Here is a 14,077-nt window from a genome sequence, read left to right as displayed (position 1 = left end):
TCTAGCTATACCGGTTCAAAAAAAGTTAAATCAGCATTGAAATTTTCCATTGATTTGATACTATCTCCACGCAATATGGCTTTGATCCTTCTGTTTCCATATTTCAATGTGATATTGGTTTCCTTAAGATCAAATCTTACACTGATCTTTTTGTTTAATGGGGGATTGGTAATCAGCAAATAATCACCATCGAAAACATAACTTTCACTAACTGTCAGCTTTGACCGGTCTGCAAAAGCCGGGATCCTGATAAAAATCGGGGCCTGTTTCTTTACGTAAACAGAGAGCCCATCATGTGTATAAGGCGATTCGATCCTGACAGACTCCCCATCATAATCAAAAAGCAAATTCACATAATGTGCTGAATGTTTAAAAGCATAAATGCACCTGTACGCTTCGCAGAGCGATGCTACTCCCCCACCTACAATATCCATGTTAAAAGAAATCACTTTATTGCCAAGCGGCCTGTGTCCATATGGGGCCGGAAATCCGAATGCTCCCCTATGACGTGCTGCGATAGCACTTTTCCCGTCTTCCTTTTTGGGGTTCAAAGGCTCCTTAATAAAAGTAATGTCCCTGAGTTGAGCGGGCAGTAAATGGGCACGCAAGGTCCGTTCCGCATAATTATAATATTCAGTGTAGCCCCATTTGGCAAGGATCAATGCAGTTTCCAGGATATCACCCGTGTTGTTGATCTCTCCCCGGTCCGGATCTGCGTCCGGATGACAGTTCTCGACAGACCAGCCTATTGCATTACTGATCTCTGTAAGACCATTATCGAAAAATGCCTTCACCCTGTTCAGCAAATGAACATCGCCGGTCGCATCAGCCAGCTGCGCCAGGGATGACATCACACAGGTCGTAGAATGGGTATGCGTACCGAAAAGATTGACATCAAAACCACCATCCGGAAGGAAAAATTCATCCAGTGCCTTTTGCTTCAACAGCAAAGCCAGCTCCAGCGCTCTTCCATATCCCGTCGCCTGGTAATATTTGACAAGCGGCCCTATCGTTCTTGCTATCCCTGTGATAAACGGGCCCCTCCACTCGATGAGGCTTAGCCCCAGTTCTGTTTCAATATATTGCCTGTTCCACCCTTTTTCCGGCGACCAATTGTCAAATATGAATTCGATGCTTTGTTCCGCAAGTGCCCTGGCCTTTTTTGAATTCCTAAACTTCACCAGTGCGTATAGTGCATGAAAACCCTCTCTAATGTTGTGAGGTAAAAAATTCACAGGCTCTCCGCCTATCTTCTTTCTATTCAGCGGCATAGGAATTTTTCCGCTGTAAGCGTAAAAAGCTGCCGCACTATGCTTTTCAATTACATCCTTCCCGATTTTCAGGCCAAGTACCTCTTCTGCATTCAGCAATGCATTTAAATGCCTGCCGGGGATGTGCGCTTCGGAATGCGAGTCATTGAACCACAAACCACTGGACTGCTCCTCTATTGAACTGCCGAAAAAAGGAATATCATCATCGTCCGCATTAAAAACATGACTCATGGTCCCGCAGCCCAGTGCGATCGCTCCGGCTATATCAGTAGTGTTTACATCGCTGAGCCTGGCACCAGGACTATTTACTGCACTATAGCTGCCAGCACCACCAGCCAGTGTATCCAGATAACTTCCGGCTACAGTAATGATCGTCAAACCTTTTACATGATTCAGAAAGCGCCTTCTTGAAGAATTTAGATTGCCCATAGCCAGGTTGCAAATCGAATTTAATTTTATTGCTTAATCTAAATATAGAAATATTTTTTATAGCATCTAAGATCAACTCACTTTTGCGTTATTCCTCTTTTAGTTTTTTAATGCAGCTATTCTTACATTTCTAATTCCCGTACCTTTTGATCTTAACAGGAGTTTTTCGACCTTTAGATCAGGGCGGAATGCGATCATGGTGCGCTGCCCTGCAATTTCAGTGTCGATCTGGGAACCTCCGAATTTATCCTGATACTTGACTATCATGCGAACGGTAAACGGCTTATCTGTATTTTGCAGGTTTTCAATGGCATAGTTCCTTGCAGCGGTGGGGGAACCACCTTCACGTAATGATTTCTCAGGATTGGAAAAACGCTGGAGATTTCCTTTGGCATATTGTGCTGTTTTTGCTTCTGGGCTAATCTGTATTTCACATGCATTGTTTTCGCCGTCTGCCCCCAGTAATAGCGCTCCAATTTTGTCAGTCATGTCCTGGCTTGGTTCAACATCGAAAGTCAACAAGAAAGAGGACGATCCTGTAGAAAAGGAAGCATCCTCCTTGAGGTCTTTGGATAATGATCTTTCTTTATGGGTTGCGGGGATTATTTCTTTCATCCATTTTGTCCCGATTCTACCGTCGGGAGATTGGATCATTTCGTGGACAATTAGTGTTCCGCCCCAGCCTGCCATAGGGATCCAGCCTGCCAGCAGGAAACGGCGATCGCTTATTTCAGTTACTGCCGGCACGTTGAGGCCATTATAAAAATCTAAGCCAGCTTTAACACCATCTACGAATTTATCTTCGGCGGCGCTTGCTGGTTTTGACCAAAAGCCGGTAAAACCACCGATAACGTAATCATAGTTCCCCCAGCGGAAAAAGAATGTACAGTCGCCCCCGGGAGGGAAATTTGGATTGACTGACCGCCAGCCTCCATCGATAGATTTCGATTCCCAGGTTCCTTTAGCACCATAGTTGGCCAACATACGCAGCCGACCCTCAGGGTCGGTATACACGCTCGGGTTTTCACAGGGGTGGAACAGGATTTTGGTCTTTTTAAAGTTTGCAATGCCGTCCTGACTGATGGAATACGTAGATCCGGCAGGGTAACCGGGAATTGTATCGTAGCGGAAGGAACCCGTCATGCCATGTTTATTGTAATAATCCCATTGCAAAGGAAGGCTGGTTTTTTCTTTTGGATAGATCCGTGTAGTATGCAAACCGTAACTAATTGACAATTTGTTGTTGAAGATAAAAGGTGTACCGGTTCCGAAAGTCTCCCATTGTTCTTCTATTGGGGTAGCTGCCTCATGTTCGATCCAGTTTTTTAAATCCGTTGTGGAAAGGTGCTCGAAGTAATGCGCACCTTTGCCAAACTTACTCTTATGACCTCTTCTGTCAAATAAATAGAAGATATGATAGCGTCCCTCATGATAGAAAGTAGCTACATCACCGACCCAGGTATTATGGCCGGGAGGAGTCCAATATTGAATTTCCGGTGCATATCTCGGTTTCGTTAGCGCCACTTTTTGCGGTTCTGCTCCCTGGAAGAAGATTTCGGCTTTAGAAACAAGCAGCGGGTTTATTTCCCAGGAGCTTTTTTCTCCCCATTTTGGGTAGCCAAGGGGAAAATCGTTGTCGAGCAGTTCATTGTCAACATACAAGCTCCAGCGTACGCCAGAGAAATGAAGTACAATATCGTGCTCTCCTCCTGGCGCTTTCAACATCGCCAGGGGTATTCCAATTGGCATGTCAAGTGCTCCTTCATTTTCTAGTGGAGGATGAAGCTTAAGAGCGGCTTCCAGAACAGGCACAGATCCGTCAGGCATTGGAAAAGATGGGTAATTCTGATCTTTCCGATCTTTTTGGTCGTGTTGAAAAGTGCGCACATTGAGTACACCTGGGATGTTTAGCACATTGCTGCCAACATTCTCCGGGTTTAGCTTTACCCTCATCTTAATTGTAAATCTGCTGCTATCAGAAGGTGCGGTAAACGTTGCATTTGATTGTACTGCTGAAAGCATACTGGTTGCCGGCGTCTCGGAAAAATGCCATGGAGCTGATGCCAGCTGAAGCTGAACAGCGCTACGTTTTTCAGCGCAGCCCATTAATATAAGGCAACCGCAAATCATCCATACCAGAACACGATAATTGCTTAATTTCATTTTGATCATTTTATTTTACTTGTAATGTTTAACATTTAATGGCAACGCAAATGAGTTTATTCGCTTATTAAACCCAAAGCCCGTATTCACCTTAAACGTTCTTTACATGAAGCGCCGCTAACCAATTCTGCCTCAAGACTTATCTGCTTGAGCTGCTTACTTCCGTTCATTAGTTCAATCAGATTGGTTACAGCAAGACTACCCATCTCCATCAATGGCTGCCTGGAAAATGTGATGGTCGTGTAAAAAAGATCAAATGCGTCAGATTCGTCGAAACTGAGTACTGAGATTTGATCCGGGACACTTATTTTTTCCTTATTAAGGTATTTTAGCCCATTTATGGTAAGGGTATCGGTAGCAAAGAACAAGGCGTCGAAAGGTTCAGGTTCCTTCATAAGATCCTTAAGGTTAAGGCTGACGTCATTATGTCCGGCAGAATTATCAACTTGTTGAAGCCATGACTGTTCAAATTGAATCTTGTTATCCTTCAGTGCGTCAAAATAACCCCTGTTACGTTCCAAAAGATGAAAAAGTGTAGTCCGGTAATTTACAAAAGCAATTCGGCGATGACCCTGATCGATAAGGTATTGCGTTGCATTGTACGCTGCCTTATGGTTATCCAGTCCAATATAATTACACTGGACTGCAGGAAAATGACGGTCGATAAGTACAAATGGAATACCCGACCGCTGAAGTAGTTCTATTTCATTTTCTGAACCTTCCGTAGGAACCAAAATCAGTCCATCCACCCTGCGGTTGACCAAAACATTAACCAATTTGGAAAATTTTTCAGCGTTCTCATTAGAGCTGCCGTAAATTACGGTGTAGTTATTTTTTTTTGCTTCCTCTTCTATTGATCTGGTAATTCCAGTACTAAACTTGAAATTTATATCCGCAACAATCAGTCCGATGGTATTTGTTTTTTGTGTCTTGAGGCTTTTGGCAATTTGGTTAGGCTGATAATTTAAGTCCAGGGCGGCTTTAGTGATCAGTTCAGCTGTAGATTTGTTTACCTGCTTTTCCACTGCCTGACCGTTGAGTACATAGGAGACCAGTGCCGTCGAAACGCCAACATATTCTGCGATATCTTTAAGGTTTACCTTTTTCATACTTGGCTAGCTGTGAATAACAGTTCAATATTAATTACTTTAAACGATTAAAGCAAATTAATTTATAATTTGTTTTATCTCATTTACCAGCCGGGGCTAAATTAAAAAGACAGATTATATGCTTTCTTTTAAAATTGAATGCTTATGAACCCGAAACTTCTTCCTTTGGGATAATTTTGTTAATTTGCTGAAGTGGGATTACGCTTCATATTTATAATAGCCATGCTCTTGACTAGTATGCAATCTGCCTTAATGGCTCAGGTTGTGATTACAGGCATTAGTCCTCTTTCAGGCGCTCCCGGCACTACCGTTACCATTCAGGGAAGCGGGTTTAGCAATGTACCTGCAGGCAATCAGGTCAGCTTTGGAGCTACCAGAGGTGAAATTCTGACGGCCACTACCTCGAGCATTTCTGTTATAGTGCCACAGGGGGCCAGTTACAGCGCAATACAAGTGCTAAATACACAGACCCATCTCTTAGCACAAAGTTCGGCTTTCTTTCTGCCAAGAACCCCACCCGGCCGAGCCGCACTGCAGACCAGCGATTTCGGATTTACCTATGGACTCCTGACTGCCAGCGGACCTGTCGACCTTAAAATAGCAGATCTGGATGGAGATGGACTGGCGGATGTAGCAGTAGCCTGCTCCACGAGTGATATGATCACGGTAAGTCGAAATACTTCCGCAGCCGGGAAGCTAAACTTTGTTGAAAAGCAGGATTTCCGGGTGGGTGATTTACCTCAGGCGCTTGCAGCAGGTGATATTGACGGGGACGGAAAAATCGACCTTGTATCAGCAAATGGTAATGCGAATACTGTTACATTGCTGCGTAATACAAGTAGTCCGGGGAGTATCAGTTTTGTCCGCATGGAGATTCTTACGGGCCGGCATTCCGGGGATGTCGCAATTGCAGATTTTGACGGTGATGGCCGTTCAGACCTTGCCGTGGTGAGCAGGGACAAGATGATCATTTTGCTGCGTAACAATGGTACTGCCGGTAATCCAGCCTTCGCTCCCAAGATTGAAATTCAAGCTTATTTTAATCCCCTGGCGATCGCTTTGGGCGATATGGATAACGATGGCAAAGCCGACATTGTCATTGCCGATTTTACAAATTACATTAGCATACTACGCAACACCGGTAGTGCCGGCACGATATCCTTTGCCCTTAGAAAAGACTTTGCTACTGGTGATGGGCCGAGGAATCTTACCCTTGCTGATATGGATGGCGACGGGAGACTGGACGTTGCGACCGCTCATAACGGCACTGTCAGTTTACTGCGAAACACCAGCAGTCCCGGGTCTGTAAACATGGCGCCGGTGCAACACCTTCCAGGTGGCTTAGCTGGTTATGCGATCGCCTCCGGTGATATAGATGGAGACGGGAAAGTAGACCTCGCCAGTGCGAACTGGACTGCACCTGTCGATGAAGGACTTACCCTGCTAAAAAATACAAGTTCTCCAAACAGTTTTAGCCTGCAACCGAAAGTACCATTCAGGGTGATCCGTGCGCCTTTTGCGGTGGCGATAAGTGACCTCGATTCCGATGGCAAACCCGAGGTAGTCGTAGTCAGAAATAGCGACGGTTCCGCTACCATATATCAAAACAAACCTGCCGCCCGACCCACCCTGCAGGCCACAAATATTACCTTCAGCGACATCACCTCTGGGAGTGCTGAAATCAGCTGGACCAAGGGGAATGGAAATTCAAGAGTGGTATTCATTAAGGCAGATCCCAATTCCGGAAGTCCGGTTCCGGTCGACGGAACCACTTATACTGCAGAAAGTACTTACAAGAACGGAGACCAGATACTAAACAGTGGCTGGTATGCCATTTATAATGGAAATGGAACTACAACCGGTGTGTCCGGCCTTGATCCCGCTACCAGGTATCAGGTAATGGTTTGTGAATATGAAGGTATGGAAGGACATGAGCTCTACCTAACTTCTCCTGCTCAGGGCAATCCTGCCAGCTTTCAGACCAGCTATGATGAAACTACCCTGACTTCGCTTATTCTTAGCCCAATGGGGCTTAATGAGGTATTCAATCCTATGATAGTTGATTATACTGCCTTTGCAACATCAAACCAAAGCAGTGTAACCCTTACCGCTACAGTAAGTGTACCTGGTGCAACTATTACGATAAATGGCGAACCTGCCATCAGTGGCAGTCCTTCAAATCCTATCCCGTTAAACATGGGAGACAATACGATAGAGGTATTGGTAACCGCTACTGACGAATACAGTACACGCGCTTATACCATTATTGTCAATCGGGGTAAAACCGCTCAGATCGTTAATATGCCTGACATATCAACCATGACTTTATGTGATGATGATTTCAGGCCTGTTGCAAACGCTGACTCCGGTCTTCCCATCACCTACACCAGTAGCAATCCTGCAGTCGCAGTCATTACTCCTGCAGGCCTGATCCATCTTACCGGTCCAGGCACTACCCAGATTACCGCTAAGCAAGCTGGTAATGGTCAGTATATTCCTGCACAGCAGACCCGGACACTTACCGTCAGCCCGCCGGAAAAAATGCAGATCAGCATTCATGCCTTAGAAAATCCGGTAAAAAAAGGCACTCCTGTTCAGTTTAACGCCATAACTAATGGAGCAAAAGGCATGCTTAGCTACCAGTGGAAAGTCAATGGCATTCCCATGGGAATGAACAGGCCGACATTCGAGCTTAATGACCCTCAGGAAGGAGACAAAGTAAGCTGCGAGTTGAGTTCGGATGCACGGTGTACCCTGCCTGGAGTAAGTAATATTGTACAGGTACAGATAGACCCGCAGCATAAAACATTCCCCAGTGCGTTCACACCCAATGGCGATGGCATTAATGACTTTTGGGAACTGCCATCAGCAGCCGGAGAAACCATCTCTTTACGGATATTTAATAGAAGCGGGACTATTCTTTATCATTCAGATGCTTACGATAACAAATGGAACGGAACATACCAGGGACAGCCGCTCAATGCAGGTACTTATTACTACCTTATAAGGATCAGTCCCAAGGGTAAGCCTCTTTCTGGCTCCGTCACCTTGATATACTAAAGCCTAAGTTTCAGCTTGTCATATAAAAAAAATTAAAGATTGGTAGACACGCCAAAACGCAAATAGCTGTACTTATCTCTATAGTAAATATTGTATGGATCTTCGCCAAAATAGCCTGCTGCAGCCATCAGGTATGCTTTGTGCATGAACGGAAGGCTGTAGTGAAATGAAACCTCTGTATTAAGCCGCTTTTTTACTGCAGTCATCTTATAGTCAGCCATATTGTTAATGGCATAGTTTAAACCTGCGTTTAATCGCCAGTTCTCTCTGTTTTCCAGTTGCTTTCTGAAGGAGATGTTATAGATGATCCTTGTAAAACCATAGTCATCCCTCAATGCCTTTTCATAATCAAACCACTTATGCCATTGCAGTCCGGCATCATGGTTTAATGTGTATCCTTGCTTTCCTTGCTCGACATTGTCGCCGAAGTGATAGGAAAGCACCAGATAATTGGTACTGAAATTCCCGTCGCGGGTGTTAATAGACAGATCCGGATTCAAGCTCTGACCATCTTGACCGTTAGAATGGTGCATAAATTTGAGGCTTGCATACCGATAATTTGTAGCATTTTGTCCCATTTGTACATACCAGACACCTCCTAGTTTTAAACTTGGAGTTCGAACAGCCGCAGACTTCTGATCCAGAACCTTCGCAGTAAAGTCCTGCACTAACGCGAAAAAAACAGGTATTTTCGGGTTAGCCAATAAAAAGTAACTGGTTGTGACCCTGCCTGTCAACACAAATTTCGTTGGCCCGCCCAACTCTCCCTTTGGCGATACGTAAGAAAACACCCTATTGTTCTTGTAAATTTCCAGATAACTGCGCTCATTATGGCTTGAGTCGCCCTGTGCCAGGCCATGTGTCAAAATGGTAAGCTGTAGACAGGTAATGAGCGGCAGTGCTTTTAAAATGTATGCGATCATTCTATATATACGAAGCAAATGCGTTAATGAGTTTAGCTTTCATCGAAACACTCCCGTTTAAAACGGCATTAGTTTTGGTTTAGGATTGTTTCTATTGGCTATTAACTCAGTGTCTCTTCAATGTGTTTTGTAAATGCATCAATAAGTAATTGTGCCAATGGATTAGTTGTTAATACCAATATGCCGCCATGAGAAACCTTATCATTGTAATTTACTGCAGTTGGCTTAAATATTATTCCACTTTCTGTTTCTTGTTTCCACCATTTTCTAAAAGTAATGCTGCGATGTCTCGAAAAATCATCCTTTTGATAACAGAAGTATAACAATCCGCTGTCGACGTTTTTACTAAAGAATTCTTTAATGATGTGTACAACTGTGTTTCTTATCTTTGGGTCATACTCATATTGAAATTTGTCATTTTCAAAAATACCAGCCCGATCAAAACCAAAACTATAAGCTACATGCTCGTTCCCATCTGCATCAGTCAAATAATAGAAAGTAAAAAATACACTATACTCAAGACCAGAATCGGTCTTAAATTGATATACCTTGATCTGTTTTAGTTAAGCTATATCGGAGAGACAAATTTAATACCTTTTAATTTAGATAAATCTTTCCCACTGCGAATTGCTTCAACAATCTTATCCTTATCCTCAATCATCCTAATGATTGGGTTTTTAGGTGTAGGATTTTTATCTTTATTAGTATTGTTCATATCAAACCTGTTCTAGCTTTATCAACTATATAACAAAGGTAATTAAAAATATAATTTATACCCAATAATCATCATGCGTAAGTTTTATATCACTGCTTTTTAGGCGGTACTGGCGGCGGCGGTAACACATCTACGGTGATTTTCTGGCGCTGATCTTTGGGCAAAAAATTTGTGGTGTCACTACTTATTTTACTTAAGACAAAAACAACCTGTTCGTTTCTGACTAGCAAGTCCCCTTTTTCGTTTTGCAAAGTCGGGAACTCCTGCATCATTTTTGGCGAAAGTTTCAAGGTGAATGTCGTGTCGGTTTTGATGTCTTTCAATTCAACAAATAATGACTTATCCACTAAACGGGCAGAATAGACCTTCCTGGGTCTTTCTATGCTATTTGAATCATGCGCAATCAGCTTGTGATAGAACTCCGTCATTTCCAACTGATTCTTTTTCAAATCTATTTTGTGAATTCTCCAGTTGACTGAATGTCTTTCTGGAGGAATGTTATCACTCACAATCCTGGCGGTCATACCTATCCAGGTTCCTAGTAAATAATCTGCGTCGCCGGTGCTTTTAATTTGTGCGTATGCAGGCAATTTTAACAGTAAGGACATAGGAATAAGGACGACGAGAAGCGATATTATTTTCATGGTGGTTCTTTTATGTGAATTTATGCAAAAGAATCTGTAATCATTATTGTTTCTTCTCCGAGGCAGTCGATAATTCACAACATTAGAAGCTATTAAGGGAAGCATGTGTTTTATAAGCTGCTATCAGGTTGTTTCTATTGGTTATTAACCCAGTGTCTCTTCAATGTGTTTTGTAAATGCATCAATAAGTAACTGTGCCAATGGATTAGTTGTTAATACCAATATGCCGCCATGAGAAACCTTATCATTGTACTCAAGACCAGAATCGGTCTTAAATTACATACTCAAAGCTTACCCACCTTTTGTCTTTCAACCGCTGAGTTAAGGAATTTATTATATTTCTCTATAAGAGCATAACTATATTCGTTGAAAAGCTTCAGCTTTGTCTGCATGTTATGTAAATATTGATCCAGTTGGTTTACTTCCGATAGCCTCTTGTATTCCTTACTTCCCGCTTTGTACTCACTTACGTCGTTAATACTAAATCTTCTACTTACTTCTCCTGAGTCCGACGGGAATGTAATACTATAATGCATTACGTGATTGTACCCTACCTTCAACCTGGTTATTTTTTCTCCTATCATTTCCTCACTGGAACTATCGAACAGGTTGTAGAGTGCGGTATCTGTAAACTGCGCAGGCTTGTAACTCTCACAGTCATCAAATTTCTGAACAAAGCATTTGTCTTTATGAAACCATATAAGGTACCTGGTATCACTAAGACTGCACCCTCCTACAACCAGGCTGTGCCCAGTTCCCCCGATAGAGGAAGGTAAATAGATATAATATTGTTCTACATCCAATTGCGCTAAGAATTCAATCTTCTCCCTTAGTTTTTCGCCCTTAGTGCCTAAGGCCATATTATTATACCTAACGGCCAAATTTGTATTGTCACATCGCCAGCCCATGTCTGCAGCCCTGCGCAATACTGATTCCCATTGATCAGCACTTATCTCTACTTGTAGTTTACCAGATAATAAATCGTCAATTCGCGCTTTATAAATTACAAAAGCCCTCTTGAAATGTTTAAGCCCAGCCAGGGAATCGGCCTTCCTGATATCATTTTCAAATTTCGTCCTTGCCATATCAGATTGAATATGTACACTTTGCCCCCTTGCAGGGAAGATGCTGCCGACAACAATAAGTATGAACAATAGACGCATCATCAAAGAGTTTTTATTAAAGATAGTATAATTGCATGACCAAATACTTTAGGTCAAGCTTGATCTAGTTGAGGATTATCTTTTACTGAAAAGGAATGCCATACAGGGCATTTCCTTTAAGTATGGGGAGGTTACACTGAAAGGATCAGCCGTTGACAGGAAAATGAGCCTGCCCGCAATCCAGCAGCAACTTGGTCAGAATCTTTCCAAGAATGTTACAGGAAAAAGAAATGAGGGAAATGTTCAAGAAACTTCGGTAATGGATAAAAATCAAAGTCATAGTACCGAAACGCATATCCTGGATTTATTGCTCAGAAAGGAATACGCAGAATCGGAATCCCTTGGGTCGATCGGTAGGAGAAAAAAGGACAAACCATACGAGCTCGGATTTGGGCTATAAAAAACAAGAACATGGATAAACTGGAGGAAAAGATAGAATCACTGGAACAGGTCATCGAGGCATTGATCGGCAGGTGCAGGAATATAGAAATTGTAGTTGGCGGTCTTGCAGAGAGTGAGCCAAAGGATTATGGAGAAACCCTACAGTCAATAATCACGCTGTTAAGGCGCATGGGCCAGAAGGCAAGTTTAAATGAGGTAAAAAATTCGCTCTCGCAATTACGCGAAAAGATGGAGCTCAATTCAAAAAAGTCGGAGACCATACATTATCACCACTTGGATATTAGAAGCAGGTCAAGGCTATGGTGGCTGTTCGCGATCTTTATCACGGTGTCGGCGAGTTCGGGAAGTTGTATATCAATGCTGATCAGAAACCACCAATTATCTACCGATGCCGAAAAGTATCGGGTAGTAAGGGCATTCTATCCACTGCAGTCCAAACAACTGGACGAGGCCTATCACAATAACAGCGAAGGGTTGTTGGCTGTTGCCGATTCGCTTTTACAGCTGCCAGAACCCAAAAAAAAAGAGGAATAAAAAATAATCCAGATACCTGTTAATGGATAGCTCCTACATCCTTTCGTCCTAGTTTTTGTTGTTATTATCGAGAAAAATGCGTATTTTTGATAGAGGCAAGCCTATGTATTTCGACAATTATAAACAATTTCCCGATGCCCAGCTGGACATGAAACTGCTCTGGGAATACGACCTTGATAAGATCGAACTTAACAGCCTGCGTAATGTTGTAGTACAACGAGTGATCGAACGTGGATGGCCGCAGGATTGGTATTTTATCCTCAACTACTATGGTGTTGCAGGTATCAAGGAGTCAATCAAGAAAATCGGATACCTGAATGACAAGGACATGTATTTTGTCAGCCATCAGTTTGGTATCCCCTTAAGTGAAATGAAATGTTACGAAAAGAAACAGTCAGCCAATCTACACTGGAACTCCTAACCACTTTGATGAAAGATCCTTTATTGGAGGATTTTTTTCTCGTCGGTGGCACTGCACTTGCACTACAGATTGGCCATAGGTTGAGTATTGACATTGACCTTTTCTCGAAGAAACCATTTGATGCCGACCAGTTGCTCGCAGAAATCGAATTCAGGTATCCCTTCCAACTTAACTACCAAGCTAGGCATACGCTAAAGGGAAGTATCGACGGGGTGCAGGTTGACCTTATTACACACAATTACCCGCTTGTCAACGATCTGCTAGTTGTGGAAGATGTCCGCATGGCATCTGCCGAGGATATCGCCGCTATGAAGCTTAATTCCATATCTGGAAATGGTACACGACTTAAAGACTTTATCGATGTTGCCTATCTGTCTTCTTCCCTCAGTCTTTCACAAATGATCGATGCTTTCTGCGAAAAATACGGAAACCGTAACCCAGCCATGTTGGTTAAGGCATTGGATTATCATAAGGATATTGATTTTCTGGAACCAATTCAGATGCTTGGAAGCAAATACAACTGGAAATCGATAGAAACAAGATTGGGGCAGATGACGATGCAGCCGCAGCGCCTTTTTCCCGAAATGGAGATAGGCGATAAAAGTCAAGTGAAGTCAATTCAGACTAAGAAACAACGAGACAATGGTAAAGAACAAGGTGATGGCTTGGGGATTTGATGGAAAGTAGGCTATTCAAAAGTAATCAAAACGTCTATAGACTACCCCTTAAGAGCAAAAGCAAGAACGAACTTTTGCAGGCAGAAAACAAGCGTTGGCATATCTATCGTACGTACTTGAAGTTTGAGTAGACAAATTTACTAAATAAAATCCTCTCGCGCACTTGCGGCCTGTGAAAACGGCCAAAGCTCTTCCCCCTTCGTTTTCACCTTTTCTCCTACGAAGTGAGGATTTTGTGAAAACCGCTCATTGAAACCTCGATCAGTAGATATAGTTCCACGACTGGTGTTATCGACTATTTATTTCCGAATTGCAAAAGGACAACCACAGATTTCATAGGCCGAAATTTATGTATGGAAAATTATTTTTTACTGCGATTGTATGTTTTATAGTGCAAATAAAATGCTCCACTCATTCCGAGTGGAGCTAATTCATTGATTGTGAGCTCTTTTATATGGGCGTTTCTCGTAACAAATTATTACTTTTTTGGCTAAATTAGCACATTCTAGGTAACAACCAATCTTTTCGTTCTTCTTGTTTATGGTGTTTGATGAACTGTACGATGA

13 protein-coding genes are annotated in these 14,077 nt (G+C 42.7%); 5 read left to right on the top strand and 8 right to left on the bottom strand.

Annotation, left to right across the window (positions count from 1 at the left end):
- Positions 1 to 5: 5 nt before the first annotated feature.
- The 3 genes from EZ437_RS11190 to EZ437_RS11180 form a co-directional block, all read right to left on the bottom strand.
- Entirely contained in the window at positions 6 to 1,700 is a 1,695-nt protein-coding gene (locus EZ437_RS11190; RefSeq protein ID WP_131596006.1) for a hypothetical protein, read from the bottom strand.
- A gap of 99 nt (positions 1,701 to 1,799) precedes the next feature.
- Entirely contained in the window at positions 1,800 to 3,863 is a 2,064-nt protein-coding gene (locus tag EZ437_RS11185) for a glycoside hydrolase family protein (RefSeq protein ID WP_131596004.1), read from the bottom strand.
- Positions 3,864 to 3,949: 86 nt separating this feature from the next.
- Positions 3,950 to 4,972: a LacI family DNA-binding transcriptional regulator gene (locus EZ437_RS11180; protein ID WP_131596002.1), complete on the bottom strand. Its 1,023-nt coding sequence runs from the start codon at positions 4,970 to 4,972 to the stop codon at positions 3,950 to 3,952.
- Positions 4,973 to 5,194: 222 nt separating this feature from the next.
- On the opposite strand from EZ437_RS11180, the gene EZ437_RS11175 reads away from it, so the two are divergent.
- Complete coding sequence (locus EZ437_RS11175; protein WP_131596000.1) at positions 5,195 to 8,032, top strand: FG-GAP-like repeat-containing protein; 2,838 nt, start codon at positions 5,195 to 5,197, stop codon at positions 8,030 to 8,032.
- Between the two features lie 32 nt (positions 8,033 to 8,064).
- On the opposite strand, the gene EZ437_RS11170 is transcribed toward EZ437_RS11175, so the two are convergent.
- The 5 genes from EZ437_RS11170 to EZ437_RS11155 all read right to left on the bottom strand — a co-directional run bounded on the left by EZ437_RS11170 (position 8,065) and on the right by EZ437_RS11155 (position 11,480).
- Positions 8,065 to 8,955 (bottom strand): hypothetical protein, encoded by an 891-nt coding sequence (locus EZ437_RS11170; RefSeq protein ID WP_131595998.1) that lies wholly within the window; start codon positions 8,953 to 8,955, stop codon positions 8,065 to 8,067.
- Positions 8,956 to 9,056: 101 nt separating this feature from the next.
- Positions 9,057 to 9,443, bottom strand: coding sequence for a DUF6169 family protein (locus tag EZ437_RS11165; RefSeq protein ID WP_131595996.1), 387 nt, complete (start codon positions 9,441 to 9,443; stop codon positions 9,057 to 9,059).
- Between the two features lie 80 nt (positions 9,444 to 9,523).
- On the bottom strand, positions 9,524 to 9,670 hold the full coding sequence (locus tag EZ437_RS21585) for a hypothetical protein (protein ID WP_165500390.1): 147 nt from the start codon (positions 9,668 to 9,670) through the stop codon (positions 9,524 to 9,526).
- Between the two features lie 89 nt (positions 9,671 to 9,759).
- On the bottom strand, positions 9,760 to 10,278 hold the full coding sequence (locus tag EZ437_RS11160; RefSeq protein WP_131595994.1) for a hypothetical protein: 519 nt from the start codon (positions 10,276 to 10,278) through the stop codon (positions 9,760 to 9,762).
- 320 nt (positions 10,279 to 10,598) lie between these two features.
- Positions 10,599 to 11,480: a hypothetical protein gene (locus EZ437_RS11155; protein ID WP_131595992.1), complete on the bottom strand. Its 882-nt coding sequence runs from the start codon at positions 11,478 to 11,480 to the stop codon at positions 10,599 to 10,601.
- Between the two features lie 160 nt (positions 11,481 to 11,640).
- Here EZ437_RS11155 and EZ437_RS11150 point away from each other — a divergent pair, with 160 nt between their 5' ends.
- From EZ437_RS11150 to EZ437_RS11135, 4 genes are all read left to right on the top strand, one after another.
- Positions 11,641 to 11,877: a hypothetical protein gene (locus tag EZ437_RS11150; RefSeq protein WP_131595991.1), complete on the top strand. Its 237-nt coding sequence runs from the start codon at positions 11,641 to 11,643 to the stop codon at positions 11,875 to 11,877.
- 11 nt (positions 11,878 to 11,888) lie between these two features.
- Positions 11,889 to 12,413, top strand: a complete 525-nt coding sequence (locus EZ437_RS11145) for a hypothetical protein (protein ID WP_131595990.1) — start codon at positions 11,889 to 11,891, stop codon at positions 12,411 to 12,413.
- A gap of 76 nt (positions 12,414 to 12,489) precedes the next feature.
- Entirely contained in the window at positions 12,490 to 12,834 is a 345-nt protein-coding gene (locus tag EZ437_RS11140; protein ID WP_131595989.1) for a DUF6922 domain-containing protein, read from the top strand.
- Positions 12,789 to 13,511 (top strand): nucleotidyl transferase AbiEii/AbiGii toxin family protein, encoded by a 723-nt coding sequence (locus tag EZ437_RS11135; protein WP_131595988.1) that lies wholly within the window; start codon positions 12,789 to 12,791, stop codon positions 13,509 to 13,511. Before EZ437_RS11140 ends, EZ437_RS11135 begins: the two co-directional genes overlap by 46 nt.
- The last annotated feature ends 566 nt before the right edge of the window (positions 13,512 to 14,077 follow it).

Origin of the sequence: Pedobacter psychroterrae, from assembly GCF_004331695.1 — a bacterium.
Taxonomy (GTDB): Bacteria; Bacteroidota; Bacteroidia; order Sphingobacteriales; family Sphingobacteriaceae; genus Pedobacter; species Pedobacter psychroterrae.
The sequence above is the reverse complement of the archived record's forward strand: the minus strand, read 5'-3'. Positions and strand labels throughout refer to the sequence as shown.

Excerpts from the sequence above, each read along its gene's own strand:
- EZ437_RS11155 (WP_131595992.1), bottom strand. The coding sequence starts at position 11,480 with ATGATGCGTCTATTGTTCATACTTATTGTTGTCGGCAGCATCTTCCCT.
- EZ437_RS11175 (WP_131596000.1), top strand. The coding sequence starts at position 5,195 with ATGCTCTTGACTAGTATGCAATCTGCCTTAATGGCTCAGGTTGTGATT.
- EZ437_RS21585 (WP_165500390.1), bottom strand. The coding sequence starts at position 9,670 with ATGAACAATACTAATAAAGATAAAAATCCTACACCTAAAAACCCAATC.
- EZ437_RS11150 (WP_131595991.1), top strand. The coding sequence starts at position 11,641 with ATGAGCCTGCCCGCAATCCAGCAGCAACTTGGTCAGAATCTTTCCAAG.
- EZ437_RS11140 (WP_131595989.1), top strand. The coding sequence starts at position 12,490 with ATGCGTATTTTTGATAGAGGCAAGCCTATGTATTTCGACAATTATAAA.
- EZ437_RS11160 (WP_131595994.1), bottom strand. The coding sequence starts at position 10,278 with ATGTCCTTACTGTTAAAATTGCCTGCATACGCACAAATTAAAAGCACC.
- EZ437_RS11190 (WP_131596006.1), bottom strand. The coding sequence starts at position 1,700 with ATGGGCAATCTAAATTCTTCAAGAAGGCGCTTTCTGAATCATGTAAAA.
- EZ437_RS11135 (WP_131595988.1), top strand. The coding sequence starts at position 12,789 with ATGTTACGAAAAGAAACAGTCAGCCAATCTACACTGGAACTCCTAACC.
- EZ437_RS11185 (WP_131596004.1), bottom strand. The coding sequence starts at position 3,863 with ATGAAATTAAGCAATTATCGTGTTCTGGTATGGATGATTTGCGGTTGC.
- EZ437_RS11145 (WP_131595990.1), top strand. The coding sequence starts at position 11,889 with ATGGATAAACTGGAGGAAAAGATAGAATCACTGGAACAGGTCATCGAG.
- EZ437_RS11170 (WP_131595998.1), bottom strand. The coding sequence starts at position 8,955 with ATGATCGCATACATTTTAAAAGCACTGCCGCTCATTACCTGTCTACAG.
- EZ437_RS11180 (WP_131596002.1), bottom strand. The coding sequence starts at position 4,972 with ATGAAAAAGGTAAACCTTAAAGATATCGCAGAATATGTTGGCGTTTCG.